Annotated in this window: 22 protein-coding genes; 13 read left to right on the top strand and 9 right to left on the bottom strand. The window is 43.4% G+C overall.

All coding sequences use genetic code 11. The annotated features are described in order from the left end of the window. Positions 1–496 precede the first annotated feature (496 nt). From ITJ88_RS07745 to ITJ88_RS07735, 3 genes are all read right to left on the bottom strand, one after another. A complete protein-coding gene (locus ITJ88_RS07745; protein WP_195865227.1) occupies positions 497–1,336 on the bottom strand; it encodes an aldo/keto reductase in 840 nt (279 codons plus the stop codon). 217 nt (positions 1,337–1,553) lie between these two features. Further along, positions 1,554–1,883: a winged helix-turn-helix transcriptional regulator gene (locus tag ITJ88_RS07740; RefSeq protein WP_035397757.1), complete on the bottom strand. Its 330-nt coding sequence runs from the start codon at positions 1,881–1,883 to the stop codon at positions 1,554–1,556. Positions 1,884–2,098: 215 nt separating this feature from the next. Then, a complete protein-coding gene (locus tag ITJ88_RS07735) occupies positions 2,099–2,800 on the bottom strand; it encodes a hypothetical protein (protein ID WP_230088600.1) in 702 nt (233 codons plus the stop codon). A gap of 10 nt (positions 2,801–2,810) precedes the next feature. Here ITJ88_RS07735 and ITJ88_RS07730 point away from each other — a divergent pair, with 10 nt between their 5' ends. The 7 genes from ITJ88_RS07730 (at position 2,811) to sstT (ending at position 8,469) form a co-directional block, all read left to right on the top strand. Continuing rightward, positions 2,811–3,059: a hypothetical protein gene (locus ITJ88_RS07730; protein WP_230088597.1), complete on the top strand. Its 249-nt coding sequence runs from the start codon at positions 2,811–2,813 to the stop codon at positions 3,057–3,059. A 246-nt stretch (positions 3,060–3,305) separates the two neighbouring features. Next, complete coding sequence (locus ITJ88_RS07725; RefSeq protein WP_195865226.1) at positions 3,306–3,563, top strand: hypothetical protein; 258 nt, start codon at positions 3,306–3,308, stop codon at positions 3,561–3,563. 43 nt (positions 3,564–3,606) lie between these two features. Next, positions 3,607–4,251: a hypothetical protein gene (locus ITJ88_RS07720; RefSeq protein ID WP_195865225.1), complete on the top strand. Its 645-nt coding sequence runs from the start codon at positions 3,607–3,609 to the stop codon at positions 4,249–4,251. Next, a complete protein-coding gene (locus ITJ88_RS07715; RefSeq protein WP_195865224.1) occupies positions 4,223–4,903 on the top strand; it encodes a hypothetical protein in 681 nt (226 codons plus the stop codon). Before ITJ88_RS07720 ends, ITJ88_RS07715 begins: the two co-directional genes overlap by 29 nt. 102 nt (positions 4,904–5,005) lie before the next feature. Next, a complete protein-coding gene (locus ITJ88_RS07710; protein WP_195865223.1) occupies positions 5,006–5,314 on the top strand; it encodes a hypothetical protein in 309 nt (102 codons plus the stop codon). Positions 5,315–5,654: 340 nt separating this feature from the next. Further along, entirely contained in the window at positions 5,655–6,902 is a 1,248-nt protein-coding gene (locus tag ITJ88_RS07705) for an MFS transporter (RefSeq protein ID WP_195865222.1), read from the top strand. A 295-nt stretch (positions 6,903–7,197) separates the two neighbouring features. Continuing rightward, positions 7,198–8,469, top strand: a complete 1,272-nt coding sequence (sstT, locus tag ITJ88_RS07700) for a serine/threonine transporter SstT (RefSeq protein WP_195865221.1) — start codon at positions 7,198–7,200, stop codon at positions 8,467–8,469. 73 nt (positions 8,470–8,542) lie between these two features. On the opposite strand, the gene ITJ88_RS07695 is transcribed toward sstT, so the two are convergent. The 3 genes from ITJ88_RS07695 to ITJ88_RS07685 form a co-directional block, all read right to left on the bottom strand. Continuing rightward, a complete protein-coding gene (locus tag ITJ88_RS07695; protein ID WP_195865220.1) occupies positions 8,543–8,929 on the bottom strand; it encodes a hypothetical protein in 387 nt (128 codons plus the stop codon). Positions 8,930–9,090: 161 nt separating this feature from the next. Continuing rightward, entirely contained in the window at positions 9,091–9,867 is a 777-nt protein-coding gene (locus tag ITJ88_RS07690) for a phosphatidylserine decarboxylase (RefSeq protein ID WP_195865219.1), read from the bottom strand. Between the two features lie 128 nt (positions 9,868–9,995). After that, positions 9,996–10,307: a DUF2834 domain-containing protein gene (locus tag ITJ88_RS07685; protein WP_195865218.1), complete on the bottom strand. Its 312-nt coding sequence runs from the start codon at positions 10,305–10,307 to the stop codon at positions 9,996–9,998. A gap of 191 nt (positions 10,308–10,498) precedes the next feature. Between ITJ88_RS07685 and ITJ88_RS07680 the strand changes: the two genes are divergently transcribed. Together ITJ88_RS07680 and ITJ88_RS07675 are read left to right on the top strand one after the other, a co-directional pair. After that, a complete protein-coding gene (locus ITJ88_RS07680; protein WP_230088595.1) occupies positions 10,499–11,338 on the top strand; it encodes a hypothetical protein in 840 nt (279 codons plus the stop codon). Positions 11,339–11,420: 82 nt separating this feature from the next. After that, positions 11,421–11,972, top strand: a complete 552-nt coding sequence (locus ITJ88_RS07675) for a TetR/AcrR family transcriptional regulator (RefSeq protein WP_195865216.1) — start codon at positions 11,421–11,423, stop codon at positions 11,970–11,972. A 107-nt stretch (positions 11,973–12,079) separates the two neighbouring features. On the opposite strand, the gene ITJ88_RS07670 is transcribed toward ITJ88_RS07675, so the two are convergent. Further along, on the bottom strand, positions 12,080–12,418 hold the full coding sequence (locus ITJ88_RS07670) for a winged helix-turn-helix transcriptional regulator (protein ID WP_195865215.1): 339 nt from the start codon (positions 12,416–12,418) through the stop codon (positions 12,080–12,082). 145 nt (positions 12,419–12,563) lie between these two features. Between ITJ88_RS07670 and ITJ88_RS07665 the strand changes: the two genes are divergently transcribed. Then, positions 12,564–13,088 carry a nitroreductase family protein gene (locus ITJ88_RS07665; RefSeq protein WP_195865214.1) on the top strand — a complete coding sequence of 175 codons (525 nt, stop codon included), beginning with the start codon at positions 12,564–12,566 and terminating at the stop codon, positions 13,086–13,088. A gap of 45 nt (positions 13,089–13,133) precedes the next feature. Continuing rightward, the gene (dmpI, locus tag ITJ88_RS07660) at positions 13,134–13,331 is read left to right on the top strand and encodes a 4-oxalocrotonate tautomerase DmpI (RefSeq protein WP_195865213.1); all 198 of its coding nucleotides are present in this window, start codon (positions 13,134–13,136) and stop codon (positions 13,329–13,331) included. A gap of 93 nt (positions 13,332–13,424) precedes the next feature. Here the strand turns inward: dmpI and ITJ88_RS07655 are convergent, their stop codons facing one another. Next, positions 13,425–14,000, bottom strand: coding sequence for a LysE family transporter (locus tag ITJ88_RS07655; RefSeq protein WP_195865212.1), 576 nt, complete (start codon positions 13,998–14,000; stop codon positions 13,425–13,427). A gap of 130 nt (positions 14,001–14,130) precedes the next feature. Between ITJ88_RS07655 and ITJ88_RS07650 the strand changes: the two genes are divergently transcribed. After that, the gene (locus ITJ88_RS07650) at positions 14,131–15,012 is read left to right on the top strand and encodes a LysR family transcriptional regulator (RefSeq protein ID WP_195865211.1); all 882 of its coding nucleotides are present in this window, start codon (positions 14,131–14,133) and stop codon (positions 15,010–15,012) included. Here ITJ88_RS07650 and ITJ88_RS07645 read toward each other — a convergent pair. Further along, positions 15,004–15,255, bottom strand: coding sequence for a hypothetical protein (locus ITJ88_RS07645; protein WP_230088594.1), 252 nt, complete (start codon positions 15,253–15,255; stop codon positions 15,004–15,006). The two genes, ITJ88_RS07650 and ITJ88_RS07645, sit on opposite strands and share 9 nt — an antisense overlap. A gap of 76 nt (positions 15,256–15,331) precedes the next feature. On the opposite strand from ITJ88_RS07645, the gene ITJ88_RS07640 reads away from it, so the two are divergent. After that, positions 15,332–16,606, top strand: a complete 1,275-nt coding sequence (locus tag ITJ88_RS07640; protein WP_195865210.1) for an alkaline ceramidase — start codon at positions 15,332–15,334, stop codon at positions 16,604–16,606. Positions 16,607–16,959: the final 353 nt, after the last annotated feature.

Here is a 16,959-nt window from a genome sequence, read left to right as displayed (position 1 = left end):
TTTTATAGAATGTATCAAAAATATAGTTTTCTCACTGAAGTAACTTTTGGTATTTGTATCCGTTTAAAAGGTCAGCTTCACCTTTAAAAGACTATTCCTCTATTTTAGAATCTGGATGTAATTTAAAATAATGGTCTAGGACATCGTGTCCTAAATTGTAGTTACTCCAGCGGGGAATGTCTTTTTGGGGACTACTGCCTACAATGTCCTCGTAAGTAGCTTCATCAGTTTGAATCAATTTTGCGACATGTGTGATTTTCGCATCATCCATTGGTTCATTATATGGGACTTCACATTTTTTAGGACTCGATCAGCAAAAGCACCTGCTTTTCACTCGATAATGACCGAATCGAATAATTTATTCATCACGGAAAGATATCATCGTGTGAGAATCGCTTAAAACGTAAAGTATGTTCTTCCTGTTGTGTTTGTTGTAGCAAGTCTTCAATCGACATCGGTAAGCTCCTTTTCAGATTGGATAAAGTGTCCATGTTGATTAAAAGTCAAACGTATCTGGATCCGGTCCACTCCGAAGATTTTCATTCAATTGGTTTAATCGTTCCATATCATCTGGAAGGATTTCGAAATCAGTAATACGTAGATTTTCTTGCATCCGTGAAGGCGTCATGGACTTAGGAATCGTGATGATATCCTGCTGAATATCCCATCGTAGAATGATTTGAGCAGCTGATTTCTTGTATTGTGTAGCGAGCTCCTGAACGATCTCATTTTCTAGAAGTTCCGCATTCATAAGCGGTGACCAGGCTTCAATTTGAATCCCATGTTCGCTACAGAATTGACGTAACTCTGACTGAGTTAGCTTCGGATGGAGTTCGATTTGATTGACGACAGGTATGATGGATGCATGTTGCAGTAAGTCTTCGAGATGGTGGATTTGAAAATTACTCACACCAATCGCGCGGACCTTGTCCGTTTGAACCAATTCTTCAAGTGCTTTCCAAGGAGATTGATACTTGGCTTTCCCCGGCCAATGGATCAAGTAGAGATCGAGGTACTCCAACTGCATTTTTTCTAAGGATTCTGCGTAAGCAGCAAGTGTTTCTTCATATGATCCATGTGCATTCCAGACTTTTGATGTCACGAATAGTTCTTCGCGTGTTACGAGTCCTTCTTCGATAGCTTTCGCAATGCCTCTGCCGACACTTTGTTCGTTACCATAGATGGCTGCAGTATCGATGCTGCGATAGCCTTCACGAATTGCAGTCACGACCGCTTGCTCGAGATCCGCACCGTCCTCGACACGAAATACGCCATATCCGACTTGTGGCATGTCCACGCCATTGTTTAACCGTACTGTAGAGATTTTCATATTCATCTAGCTCCTTTATCAAAATTACAGCAAAAAAATCATGCTGTTTGTGTGACATCATCATATCGGGAGCAATAAGAAATAAGAAGACGGCACTTTAAAGTTCCATAGTCACCAAAAAGTGACTTTTCCTAAATCACAGGGGCGAGGGAAGTAAAAAAAATCAAACAGCAAACAGCCCTGCATTCGAAAATGCAAGGCTGTTTAGGGAAGTACAGAAAAATTAACAGCTATTCTTCAAGTGTTCGTTTTGGAGATGCTGCTCTCCCCAGTCACATAAGACATCCATGGTCGATTTTAACGATCGTCCATAGTCCGTTAACTCATATTCGACCTTAGGTGGAGCTTGGTGATAGATGACCCGTCGAATGACACCGTCCTGTTCTAATTCTCTTAATTGCTGGACCAGCATTTTTTGAGAGACATTCGGCATGAGACGTTTTAACTCACTTGTCCGGTACTTATCTTTAAACAAGTGGCACAAGATGACGACTTTCCATTTCCCGCCGATTACTTTTAAAGCAGCTTCGACAGGGATGCTAAATTTACTCAACACGATAACTCCTTCATCCATAAAATTAAAATACAAAGACTGATTCCTTCGTTAAAAGAATTACCAAAACGAAATATAGCATAAGTTGTACTCTATTCAAAAGAAGTGAACTCGTATGACTATATCAACTAGTACTGAGCATTACTCGTGTTGTAAAGCAGGACGTTAGCAAAATATCCGATGTAGTTTTTTCCTAGGCGTAGCTGTACGTTATTTTATTTTTCTGCCTCTGCTTCATACTTCTCTAAAAATTCATCAACAGAGACCTTCTCATTTACTTCACTCGTTGATTTACTCGAGGAAATGGTGTGAGATGATCCTTTTAAATCATCTGGACTTGATTGGATTTCAAGCACTAATGTATCACCTAAACCCGTTTCAAGCCCACTTCCGAATTTGAAAGTTCGTGTTACATAAGCTTCAGCATAATTTCGTTGATTTTCGGAGTACACTTTTACGTTAGAAATCTTATAACTAAATGAATGTAGCTGTTGTTTATCCACTTTTGTACTAGATAGAAAAATTAATACAGCCTCGTCGCGTGAAGATAATCTCGATTGATTGGTGTGTGCTAACGGCGTATTGTTTAAAAAATCAGCTTTTTGTTGCTCCAGGACTTTCGTGAAAAACGTGAGGGCTTGCTCCTTTGAGATCGTGCTTTCAGTTTTTTCCTGTGAAATATTAGAAGTCGCTATTGCGTTACTGATCAAAAAGCCAGAAGATAGAAGTACACCTAAAGAGAGTGATAATAAAATAGTTTTCTTCAATATCAAAACCTCTTTCTGTTGTATGGATAATGTTACTATATAACAAAAAAAACCAAAAAAGGAAAGGTTGAAAAAGATGGGTAAATCGAATTCTAAGAAAAAGAACAGAAAGAAAATAGTCCTGATCTGTTTCGGAACGCTAGCCATCATCGTACTACTCATGCCGATCCTATCACCGGTTCTGTTTACGGATGCTTCGCCAAGAGGCGCTCTAAGACACGAACTTTATAAAGATGGCTATTTCTATCAAAGTTACTTTGCAATCATTACGGAACAAGATCCGCAAGCGGAGCGTTACCATATGTTTTGGTACCATTGGAAAAGTGAAACGGGCGGAACTCCTTTTGTTTGTTATTCGAAGAAAGTGAGTGAAAAAAAGTACGCGGTCTCTTGTGGTACAGGTCCATGACCTGATTTTTCGGATAAGAATCTTACATAAAAAAAGTGAATACATCATGCGAAATAGGAGTGCAGGCTGGTGCGATGGAAGCGTACATAGTTCTGCGCTCCTTTTGTAAAAAAGAAGATATAAAAAAATCATACATAGAAAATTTTTCAATGAAACTTAATAAAGGAAAATATCGTAATTATTAGTTGTATAATAACTTCATGAAATAAACATATTCAAAGAATACATATGTCGGAGGAGACGTCTATGGTAATACCGTTTCTTGGACTTGGTGTCGGGATATTCTTGTTGACGTTAGGCATCTATTTCATCCGCTCGAAGCATGCGAAAAAGACGCCGTTAGAAGGACACGGGGATAGCGTCGACACGGTGGATTCATTCGTACTCAGTATCATTTTGTCAATTGGCGTCATTCTATTTTGTTCGTTGACCGTCAGACATTACGGTTACGTCTGTGTTCTAGGTGGACTGTTCATACTATACATGGTCAGCGCAGCATGGTGAGATCTGTAGGTATTTAGAAAGCAAGATAGAGGGAGCACAAATCATGATTCAATTAGTGAAACAAGTCGACGATCGTGTGCATCACATCGTCTTTCACCAAGAGGGGCGCACTTTATTCTGCCGGGAAGGTGTTGCCCGAAAAGAGCAGGCAATCGATAGCGAGGATATGATGGAAAGGAATGAAGAGTCCGCAACGAAGCGGATTGTTTTTAAAAATCCGTTCCTCGCGTATCGTCAGAAAAAAACGTGGGTTCGTGAAAAATTAGACGATGGTTACATCCGGTCACCTTTTGCTCTGTCTGAAGCGATGGATTTTCGAGCCGACCGACGCATCATAAAGTTGCGTATTTTAAGCGCTCTATTGATCTTGTTCAGTGGATTACTGACGCTGACTGATATCTTGCCAATCCCAGGATACATAACACTCGTCGTTCTGATGATTTTCTGGCCGATGCATCTCGAAGGGAAATCTGCACGTGCTCGCACGTATCGCTGGTCAGGAGCACTTTTCATGTTCGCCTTAGCGGGCTCATCGAAAAACTATTTATCACCGATCAATCTATCGATTAACGGAGCAGTCTGTCTCATCTCAGGATTCATTCTCCTGTTGTATGCGACAGAGCAATTACAGGAATTTGCGACGAAAGGAATCATATATCATGACGAATCAACAAACGAAGGTGATTGAACTCAAGCGTAATAATGGTCAAACGACCGACTACTGGGTCAGTTACCGGATGGGGCGCACGCTGTATCAGGTATCCGTGCAAGAGCAAGCGGATGGTCGAACGGATGAAGGGGAGGTCGTCAAAGAACGTTTTCCGTTTTATTTCGGGATGAAGAAACGAATGCTTGAGTTAGCGGAAGCGAAAGAAGCACTTGGTTTTCGACCGTTGACTGAAGCGGAGAAAGCAGCGCCCGTCATCGAGGAAGAGGAAGCGCAGCTCGATCCTGCTTTCTTTAAGCCTGCGATCCGATACGCTTGGTTGATGCTCGGTCTCGGCATTATGCTCTTCTTTCTTCCTTCGCCGATCCTGAACGGACTCGCGTTCGGACTCGGCTTATACGTCTGGTATGAGACGTTCGGACAGCCAGGAATACCGCGCGGCTATCAACGATATTTCCACGGGATGCTCGCGGGATTGACGATCTTGCAGGTGCTATCAGCGTTAGAGTTCGAGCGCGTCGCGCAACCGTACTGTGCGACGATTTGTGTGATTTCCGCGATTGTACTAGTGCTGCTCGTCGTTCAGCACCGCTTGAAAGAGACCGATCAAATCGGTCAGGAGGAAAGTATTCGGGTTAGGAAAATGAAGGACTATCCTGATTTGGATCTTTAAAAACTCATTCACTCAACTTTCGGAAGGCTGGAAGAGTCTGTATTGCTGTAAAATATAGGTGTCAATCGCATTTTATCAGCCTATTGAAAAGGAGAGTAGATCATGGATGTACAATGGAACGATAAGACTATCCTTGAACTCATACTCATCGTCTGGGTGATCGGTGCCATCATCATCATCGTGAGTCAGGCGCGGAGTAAGAAAAGTTTGAAATCTAGCTTGATTAGCGGAACGATCATCAATCTTCTTTATACGACGGGCATTTCATTACTGTGGTTTTACACGATCGCAGTCGATGGGATCAGTCAGGTGTTAGTCGTCTATTTCTTCGTCGGCATCTTTACAATCCTTGAGTTTCTGTTCGTGATTGTTCTGTTGATCGTCAAACGCAAAAAAACAATGATCTCTTGAGAAGTGAAAATTCGTGATGAACCGTTTTAGAACGCTGATTTTAGAATTTCAACGTTTGCTTCGAGAATCATCCGAAATTCAAGCGGACGATAGAAGGATTAGAGGCGAAATCGTGTTGAATCGGAACAGATCAAAGAAGGAATCGTTTTTATGTACGACGCAAGGACATCTTCTACATAGTAGTAAACGTGCTTTTTCGTAAAGGCTCTATTTACGAAGAAGCATTTTTTCAAGGATCTAGTTAAATTAAATTGAACTTATCGCTTTACATTTTTCTTCAAGTCCTTTACGCTACAATAAAGTTCAATAAAATTTAACTATTGGAGAGAGGGGAAGGCGATTGAACAAACAACTAGTCATCTTGTTACTTGGTAGAATTCTGATGAACATATCAGACAGCTTTTATATGATTGCCATCGTTTGGTTCGTCAAGACGACGACGAATTCGCCATTTCTGGTCGGATTAACGAGTACGATTGCTGTGTTACCTGTGACGCTTCAATTTTTGTACGGTCCGATCATTGATCGTTATTCGAAAAAGAAACTCCTCTTTTTCTCAGGCGTCGGGCAAGCCGTTTTGGTCGGAATCATCACCTTGCTTTATTTTAACGAGACGCTCTGGATTCCATTACTGCTCGTTATTCTGTTTTTAGCCTTAACATTAGCGGAAATCTCGTATCCCACCGAAAATACACTCATCGAGCGACTGGCATCAAATGATCAGTTGACGAAAGTCAATTCAGTGTTCGCCTTTTCTTATCAAACACTTGATTTGATTGCGGATGCGTTAGCAGGTATCGTGATTTTGTTTGTCGGCGTCGGAATCGTATTCGCTGCGAATAGTCTCGTATTGCTAGGGATCGGGTTCTTATTTTTGATCGTACTCAAAGTGCCAACTTCGCAAAAAGAACAACCCATTTCCTTACGAAACTTTTGGAACCAGTATAAGCGAGACTTCAAAGAAGGATTATATGTTGTCAAGCAACAAAAGAAATTACTGACCATCATTTATGGCATCATCGGGATGAATTTTCTTGCGACGATGGGACTTGCGGTGTTACCAATCATTTCTGAGACATCAGCAGAGTACGGGTTTTGGTTAGCAGCAATTTCACTTGGAACGATGATCGGAACATTGATATCAAGTCGCTTGGAGACGTTTGCTCTTAATCGTGTCATGCCGATTGCAGCGCTCCTATCCGGTCTGTTTTGGATTGGTGCGTTTTTAGTAAATGATGCTGGGGTGCTTCCCATCGTTTTATTTGGAATCGCTTGGATTGGAATCGGTGTGAACAGCATATATCTGTATACGCTCATCCAAGTCAATCTTCCGTCGGACTATTTAGGAACAGGTTTTTCGTTTCTCTCTTCACTGTTAGGGTCGTTAAGTCCACTTGGATATTTTGCGGGAGGGATTTTCGGAGAATGGTCTTCTAGTACAGCAATCTTATTGATCTCTGGTATCGGCTATTTTGGCTTTGCCGGCTATTTCTTAATTCATCCGACACTTAGAGCGTTAACGATACCTGTCAATACTAAATTCGAGAAGACTGCTGAAGAGAGAATAAAGGTCAATCAACATCTGTGAAACATTTTAGTTTACATAATGAAGTAGGAGAAGGAACGCATCTTCTTCTACTTTTTTTGTAATTATGCAATCGATTGCATTCGTATGCTCACTTAACATCCAGGAAAAGGAATCATATTTCTTGCAAAAAACTAGTTTTTATTTCACACGATTTATGCAAAAATAGAACACAACAAACTGCGAGAATTTTTAGAAAAGTGAATGACTAGACTATTCATCCTTTTGAGTAGAAGAGAGAAGTCATCGTTTTTCGAATTCTAAATAACTTATTTTTTGTAAGCCTGGAGGGGAACGTATGAAATTGTTGAAGATGTGGAACCAAATCAGTTTAGTGAAACAAATCGCGATTGGCTTGATCGTAGGGATTATTTTAGCCGTCACGATTCCTGAAGTAGCGAGTTCTTTGACCATCTTTGGAACATTATTTGTTTCCTCACTAAAGGCAGTCGCGCCGATTTTGGTCTTTTTCCTAGTTATGGCTTCGATTGTGCAACACAAAAAAGGTCAGCAAACGAACATGAAATCAATCATCGTTTTATATCTGCTCGGTACGTTCTTAGCCGGGGCAATTGCGGTCGTCATCAGCTTCCTGTTCCCGGTCACGATTACACTCAAAGAGAGCACAGAGGAACTGACAGCACCGGGTAACGCAGTCGAAGTGCTGAAGACACTCGTCCTCAACATGGTCGATAATCCGGTCAATGCATTAGTCCAAGCAAACTACATCGGCATTCTGACATGGGCGATCGTTTTAGGGCTAGCGCTTAAAAACGCGTCAGATTCAACGAAAACGTTCATCTCGAACTTCTCAGATGGACTTGCGAAAATGGTTGGTTGGATCATCAAGCTTGCTCCGCTCGGTATCATGGGGCTTGTCATCGGTTCGATTACGGAGAACGGTCTCTCGTCACTTGTTGATTACGTGAGCTTACTAGGGTTACTGATCAGTACGATGCTTGTCATGGCACTGATCGTCAATCCGTTAATCGTCTACATCAATGTTCGTCAAAACCCATATCCGCTCGTCTTTAAATGTCTACGTGAGAGTGGGATCACGGCCTTCTTCACACGAAGTTCTGCAGCGAATATTCCAGTCAACATGGAATTGTCTAAGAGGCTCGGTCTCGATAAAGAGACTTACGGGATTTCAATTCCGCTTGGTGCAACGATCAACATGGCGGGGGCGGCGATCACGATTACGGTTCTGACACTTGCTGCCGTCAATACACTTGGCATTCAAGTCGATATTCCGACAGCTATCATCTTAAGTGTTCTTGCTGCTGTCTGTGCGTGTGGCGCATCTGGTGTCGCTGGCGGATCGCTGCTCTTGATTCCGCTCGCATGTAGTTTATTCGGGATTCCGAATGACGTTGCAATGCAAGTCGTTGCTGTTGGTTTCGTCATCGGTGTATTGCAAGATTCATTTGAAACAGCGCTCAACTCGTCAACAGACGTTCTATTTACAGCGACAGCTGATTACAGAAAACGTTTGAAAGAAGGCGAACAGCTGTCAATCAATCGTCAGTCGATGAATGAAGCTGTATCTGAAAAGGTCGTCAACGGCTGATTAGTTTTTCTATCATCATGATCTAAATAAGAAAAAGGCATCCCAGCTGAGGATGCCTTTTCTTATAGACAAATTAACCTTCTCCTAAAGCAACGTACTTTTTTAATTTCCCGTTGAAGCTCACTAGCAAAATCTCATTTCTTTCTTTAGTAGAGTATAGGGCGGTACCCTGAGAGAGTTTCGTAGCAGTCCCATTATCAAAATCGTCTCTATCCGAACTTCTTCTTTTAATTTCACCGACTTTTTCCTTCTGAGTGACTTCGGTTTTCTCTGCCCATGCTACATCTGATTGGTAGATCGTATCATTGAATTGAAAAATGTCTGCTTTAGCATCTTCGCTCAATACTTCGGATGCCGTCGGTTTTTCACTAGTACTTTGCATATTCTCTTCGTTATTACAAGCAACTAATATCCATACAGCCATAATTGAGAAAGCGAATGATAAAACGACTTTTTTCATGATATAACCTCTTTCTCATTTTTGTATGTTATTGCATGTCGATACACGTGAACGTCAACTGCTCTTCACGGTCGCCATCCCATTGAACAGTGGTTTCCTTTAGTCTAGCAAATTCAAATGTTTTTCTTAGTCAGGAATCTTAACAAAAAGGGAATCCATTTTTACGGGATCCAGCGTCCGATCTGCTCACCCATCTTGACGCGACGTTCAATGCCTGGTGCGAGTTCGACAGTGTCCGGTGGCAAAACGAGGATGACGGTCGAACCGAACGAGAAGTAGCCGAACTCTGCACCACGCTCCAGCAGTCGTCCTTGATGTGTCTGAACGATCGTATTGACGTTCAGCGCACCGACCATGACGTGCTCGATCGCGCGGTGATCGACTTGCAAACGCGTGACGCGGCGATAATTACGTGTTAGCGGACGTTTGCTGAATTGTAGCCCCATGTCATTGACGGGTGCCGATTCTCGCCCCAGTGTATAACTCGTCGTGATTTCGCCCGTGACTGGCGAGTGGACACGGTGGTAGTCGGTCGGACTCAAATAGAAAATTAAGGCGACACCGTTCGCGTAATCCTGGGCGCGTTCGCTTGAGCCAATCAGCTCAGCAACGGTATAGTCTTGTCCTTTGATCGTAAACCGACTATCTTGCGTTAACGCCGGGACGATGGAGAGGACGGCGTCACTCGGACTGACGAAGGCATCCGGCGCCTTTGCGATGGGTCGCATACCGGAACGTAACTCGCGTACGAAACAATCGTGCAGCGAGGTAAACGAATCAACGGACTTCAGCGCTTGATCCGTCTGAATGTGATAGGTGCGAATGAAAGGTCGGATGAGTAGTTTACTAAAGCGACTCATTGCAAACCGTTTTAGTGTGTTCGCAACAACTGGTCGAGCATTTAAGTGGACGATCGTATCAAAGATGGCCTTCTTCATGAGGTAAAACTCCTTTAATGTGTAATCTACCTCTTAGGATACGGTCGAATTCTGTTGATAGTCGGAGTCGCTTTCTTAAGTTTGTCTTAAGAAAAACACGTACCGAAGATGCGGCACGTGTCAGAACGTCATGATTTTCGAGTCAATAAATAGAGTAGAGGTCCGAACGCACCAATCGCGAGGGTGATGATTGCCCAAAGCGGAAAACTTCGTCCCGTACGACGTGTATCATGACGGAGCCAAACGATGATGAAGAGGGCGCAGAGAATCAGGTCGACGAAAATCTGGAGTGTCGCCGTATTTTGTGTCGCTTCCGCAAAGATGCCAAGTACACCAAAGTCGATTATCGAAAACGCAGTTAAAACAGCGAACGCGATCGTAATGACGAGCAATAAAGGTTTCGGGATGGTGTCTACAAATGAAGCTTGAGATTCTTTCATGAAGGATCCTCCTTATAAGTGTAGTGTTTACTACAAATAAATGTAGCATTTACTACAATTAAACGTCAATCGAGGATATGTAAAAGGAAAGTTATTACCCTGATCCGTCAAATAACGAAATGTGATGCTGTTCAATTTGGTATAATACGGAAAAAGGAACGGTGGATGACGAGAAGGGACGGAGCGAACATATGAAGGTAAAGCGATTGCGAACAATCTTCGCCTGTAGTGCGGCTGTAGCCGTATTGATGAGTGGAGCGAGTATCGGAAGTGGAAGCAGTCTTGTTGAAGCAAAAGTGGTACAGACGAAAAAAGCGTTCGATTATAAAAAATACCGTGCCGATCAATTGAAGGTCATCACGAAGTACGGCAACATCTTATCGGATCTTAGCTCCAAATCCCCAATCAAAATTCCTTCTTATTATCAAAACGAAGCATATCGGACTGCGGTCGAGCAGTATAATCCGAAAGTAGAAAAATACGATTCAGATAACGTGAAGGAGTCAAGAAAAATCAGAGCGATGCGAGTCGATCTAAAAGCAGTCGATACATCGTCTGAGAAAAAAGCGTTCGATAAACGAATGGTCGCAATGAAAAAAGAAGTCAAACGACTCGTCAAGGTCGAGCAGGCATTAGCGAAGGAAAGCAAACCACTCTATCAAGAAGTCATGGATTACGAGCGACAGCAAATGGAGGCGTTCGTCGCCCAATATGGACCGATTGATCCGGCTTTGATGTTGATTAAATCACTTCCATACGTACAAGAACTCGAACGAAAACTGATCAAGAAAAAAATCAGTAAGCAAGACCGGATCGAGCGCGTGGATCAAGCAGCTGAAGCGATGGTACGAGAACGTGAGACGTCGAGTGAGCGCGTCGGACCGGAGCGTGGGAAAATGACGATCTTGATTTACGAGAATAAATTCGAGGAAGCAGCAGCTGTCTTTGAAGAAGCGAAACAGCTGACGAAAGACGAAAACGTCCGACTGGATCTTGCTTTTAAGAAGATCATCAATCGCTTTTTAAAATGAAGCATCCTTCGTGGATGCTTTTTTTGCGTAGTGCCCGTTTCTTAAAATCGAGTATGATGGAAAGGGAAGGAGTCGATCGGATATGGATAAGTTTGAACAGAAGCGACAGGATTATACGCATCACATCGCAAAAGCGACGTTAGCATCAAGCATCAAGGAGATGAGTCTGAAGAAGATGGCGACCGCTGCCGGGACGAGTGACCGGATGCTGATGCATTATTTCAAGGATAAACAAGACATCGAGACCGCGGTGTTGACTGCGATCAGCCAAGAACTGATTGATTTACTGCAGCAGCCAGATTTAAAACTCGAGTTCACGGCATTCGTCCGTTTTCTGCGACAAGCGATCGATGAGCCACGAATCAAGCCATATTTGAATCTTTGGTTCGAGATCACCCACCTCGCAACGAGTCAGGGGGAACCGTATACGTCGATCACGCGGACGATTGGAGAATCGTTCGACGATTGGATTAAACAGATCTATGTACCAACAGAGGGGGAAGATGTCGAACAGCAAACTGCGTTGCTCTTTGCCTTTACTGAGGGGCTCGTCGTTTTGAATAAGATTGGTTTACAAAATCGGATGGATGCTGCGGTTGAAGCAATGGTCACACTGTACGATTCGCGACAATGAATCATTAAGGGGAAGTAACGTCTGTATTTGATGAAATGAAAGGCTCTCTATCGACACGAACAATCGCGTCGATAGAGAGCCTGTTTATATAGCAGCATCTTTTCTAGTCAGACATTACGATCGAGTTGGATGTTACCCCATTTTGCTAACTCTTGAACAGCAATCGAAAGTCCCATTCCATTCTCCGTCAACGAATATTCGACGCGAGGAGGGATGACGTTATACTGAACGCGATCGATGACAAAATCCCGTTCTAGCTCTTTTAAGGACTGGGAAAGCATCATATCTGTGATGCCAGGAATTTCACGTTTTAATTCGTTGTACCGGACGACTCCGTTTAAAAATAGGGTTCTAATAATGTATGGCTTCCACTTTCCACCGATGATGTCCAAGCTTGTTTTGACCGGACAAATCTTTAATTCTTTTAATGGTTCATTCGTTGGCATGACGATGTTTTTCACTCCTTACTCAGTTTTTTCTAAGTGACTCATAAAAAACTGCATTCTTGTCGACGTTCTTTTTTGGTACTAGGATTATAGCATACACCGACGCCAATCGATGGATGCCGGTGATCGAAAAGGAGGCAACACCATGAACGCTATGGACGCAATCATAAAAAGAAAAAGTATACGTCATTTTACGACCGAGCAAATCAAAGAAGAAGAATTGAAGCAGTTGATTCATGCGGCAAATGCTGCACCAATCAGTGGAGGGGGTCTTCCGGATTCGGATTCAGCCCGGCATATCACAGTTATTCAAAATCCAGCATTACTGGATACCTTATCAACCGCTGTTTCGAGCATCATACCCGTTCCTCAACCGTTTTACGGAGCACCGACCTTACTAATTGTCTCTGCTCCGCATAACAAATATCAGGCAGAGCAATTGGATGCGGCATTGGCGCTTCAAAACGTGTCGATTGCTGCGACGAGTTTAGGGCTGAACTCTGTCACGATGAACGGTGTCATTTACGCATTAAATGCAGAAGCAGCATTACGACACGATCTGAAAATTCCTGATAATTTTTCACCTTTTATTGCCTTAGCGATTGGATCTACAGATGATCCTTCCGTCAAGGAACGACATTTTCATGACGACAACGTCAGTTATCTCTAACCACAAAACAAACTAAATCAGTTAAAGAAAAAGGGGACGAAAAATATGCCACTCATTACAATCGAAATCGGACCGGTCACGAAAGAACAAAAAGCAGCGTTAGTCAAAGAACTTGTTACGAAAGCAAGTGAGATTACTAAAGCACCAGAGGAGAGTTTCTTGACGATCATCAAAGAAAATCCATTCGATAACGTCGGAAATGGAACACGATTATTTTCTGAAATCGTCGCAGAACGAAACTAAAACTGAATCATTCGACAAACTGTAAATACAGTGTATCTAAAGGACCACGATTTCTTCTATTAAGAAGTCGTGGTCCTTTAACGCATATCTCGATCAAAAGATCGTGACGGCAGAATACAAAATCAACGTACACATAACGATACGAAATGCGACATCGTATCTTTGAAATAACGAACGAAACAACGAGCCACTTCCTGCCCAAAGCAATAAGGCGATCCAACCAAGGATGATAGCGTACGACGTATATAGAACGATTTCTACAGTAGACGTACTGTGGGGCAGAATGAACGTTGATAAAGCCGTTAAGAAAAAGAGAATACTTTTGACGTTGATGAGTTGGAACAACAGACCGGATAAAAATGTCGCTGGCACGGTGTCGATCTGACTGGCTGTCTGTTTCGGGAAACCAATCTTATAGGCAAGGTAGACGAGGTATGCGGCACCGAGCCACTGCAGAATTGGTTCAATCATAGGTAAGGTCGCTTGTAAAAGCGTCGTCCCTAATGCGCTGATCAATCCGAGTATCATGAACCCTAGTAGGATTCCGGTATTAAATCGCCAAGCACCACGAAAACCGAAGTGGCTCGATTCATGCATGACTAACAGATTACTTGGTCCAGGTGTGATGGACGTAATGATGACATAAGATAAAAAAGCAACAACATTCATGAGAAAACTCCTTTTTCATTCTATCGAATACTTGAATTCTAGTGTAAGATGTCAAGATCGATAAATAAAATTGAAATAAAAAATCATTCCATCAGTTTTATCGATGGAATGATGAAAGGAGAGTCTTAGAATGGAAATTCGTCATTTAATCAGCTTCTTGAAGATCATTGAGACAGGGAGTTATACGGCAGCTGCAAGTGAACTCCGTTACACGCAATCGACGATCACGTCCCATATGCAACTGCTCGAGCAAGAAGTAGGCGGTGCTTTGTTTTTCTATGCCAATCGTACACTTCAGCTTACACCTTTAGGTCAGGAAATCATCCCGCTGGCTGAAGACTTACTAGCGACACATGAGAAAATCAAGTCGATTCAACAACAGGATCCCTTTGAAGGCGTCTTGAAGGTCGCAGCGCCAGAGTCACTGACGATCTCTCGTCTTGGTTCCGTCTTACAGACGTTCATGACAGCATATCCGAATGTCAACATCATCTTATCGAATGGAACTTGTAAGGAAAATCAAGATGAACTCTTACATGGACGGGTCGATGTCGCCTTGATGCTGTATCCAATGTTTTCCGCTGAACGATGTACGCATGATGTTTTGACAGAAGAGAAGATCGTCATCATTGGTCATCCGACGATGCCGGATCATTTTGACGCGATTCGATCTTCCGCGGACACATACGTCTATCTGACGAATGAAGACGGATGCAGTTACCGAATGATGTTTGAGGCGTGCGTCAGAAACCAAGACATCTCGTTTCAGACACAGGAATTGTGGAGTATCGGGGCAATCAAGAAGATGGTGATGAACGGTCTGGGTTTTGCTGTGTTACCGTATGTGACGGTAGCAGATGAAGTGGAAGCAGGTGCGATAAAAATCATTCAACATGATGAGACGTTTGAACCGATGTATGCCCATCTGCTCACGAAGCAGTCGAAGTGGGGCTCACCCGTGACACGTGCGTTTCAGGAAATCGTCCTCGACCAATTCATGAAGTCAAAGTGAATCGAGTATCTCGACCCAGACTTGATAATAGATTTCTTCATCGAGGTGAACCGTTGCCGAGCGTACGCGATAGTCTGGGTTTTCCGCTAAATAAAATGCAAGACTCGTCGCGACTTTAAAGTCAGGGGTGCAATATCCAGTGATTGATCGCCCATGAATCTCATTCGTGATCGAGTCCGCCCAAACTTCGGCTTCACGAAATGTCTCGAACTGAATCATCTCTTCCTTCCAACGAATCGCCATCTGCATGTCCTCCTCTACTGTAGTTAATGTTAGTATATGGAAGAAATAGTGTGTTACTCAAGGGGGAACGTTAGACATGAGTCGTTTTGGAATACATCAGGAAGTAATCAATCCGCCGCTCGGTGCCGCCTTCATCGGTTATCACCGAGAAGAAGGTGTCGCAAGCATACACGATCCGCTATATGTCACAGCGAGCATCTTCGAAAGTGAGCAGACGACATCGATTTTTGTCAGCATCGATAACATCGGGTTGCTCGTCGCAGATACCGATACCATCCGTGAAGGTATCGCCGACCGGCTAGACGTCTCGAAGGAACAGATCACGGTCGTCTATACGCATACGCATTCGGGACCAGCGACAGCGGGAACTGAACCGTTGACCGTCGCCTACAAAACGATCTTGACGCAACAAGCGATCGTTTCTGCCGTCAAAGCAAGCGAAGCGATGCAACCGGTCGAGATGGGTTGGGGTGTGACGTCCGGGAAACTTGGTGTCAATCGACGAGAGAAAATAAATGGTCACGCGGTGATGGGAACGAATCCTACGGGTGCGACGGATGACCGAATCGGGACACTGTTGGTTCGCCGTGTCGATGATGCGAGTCTTGCCGGAGCCTTCGTTTTCTGTACAGCGCATCCGAACGTCTTGAAATCAGACAGTGTCGTCTTATCCGGTGATTATCCGGGCGTCGCTCGAACGATCCTCGAACAGGCACTCGGCTGTCCAGTCGTGATCGTCCAAGGGGCGACGGGAAACGTCAATGCGAAATATCGCGGTGACCTAGCAAGTCTACAGAAGATGGCGTTTGCTTTAAGTGGACACGTCTTAACGACGATTCCAGAAGTGTCGTTTCAACCGTTAACGCACCACCGGATTCAGTCAGTAATTTATCCGATGCGCTTAACTGAAGTACCGGCTACGAACGTATTGCAAGACATGGCAACTTACGCTGAACAGACATGGGGCATCAGCGCAGCACGCTGGTTGGCGTACGTTCAAGAGCAATCGGGAACGACACTCACCATCCCGGTCGAAGTTCAATTGTTTGAACTAAATGAGGGTTCGTTCTCAGGCATCCCGATGGAGCCGTTCTGTGAGACAGCGCTACAGATAAAGCAAACCCGTCAAACGGAACTCGCCTTTTTTGGAGGATATACGAACGGTTACATCGGTTACTTGCCGACTGCGGAAGAACACCCGTATGGTGGGTACGAGGTGGCAATCAATCCCGTCGTCTACGGTCCGGTGACGGGTCTATGGATGCCACCTGTACCGGAAACGGCAAACGGCATCGTGCATCGTATCCGACAACTCTATGAAACGAACAACAACCCGGCTTCTCTCGTCTGAGAGACCGGGTTGTATAAGTTACGATTTGATTTTTCTGATGAACCGGCGTATCACAAAAACAAATCCGCATGTCAGTAGGGCGAATAAAAGAATCGTAATGAGTAGGTAGGCAGATAGATGTAACATCAAAGACCTCCGTAAATAGATATAGCTTTATTTTCGAGCGAGTCGAATGATATTAGGGTAACATAGTAATTAACATTATATAGGAAATTCTCAATATTATTTATGCTATTTGTTAAAAATCATGACAAAACTGGTACATTTCAACCATCTGTAATTATTCATAAATTTAAGTTAGCGTGGACCAAAAACATCCTAATAGTGACTATATATCATTCATTGACATATAT

Source organism: Exiguobacterium abrahamii, from assembly GCF_015645365.1.
Taxonomy (GTDB): Bacteria; Bacillota; Bacilli; order Exiguobacteriales; family Exiguobacteriaceae; genus Exiguobacterium_A; species Exiguobacterium_A abrahamii.
This window is presented reverse-complemented; position numbering and strand designations above follow the sequence as displayed.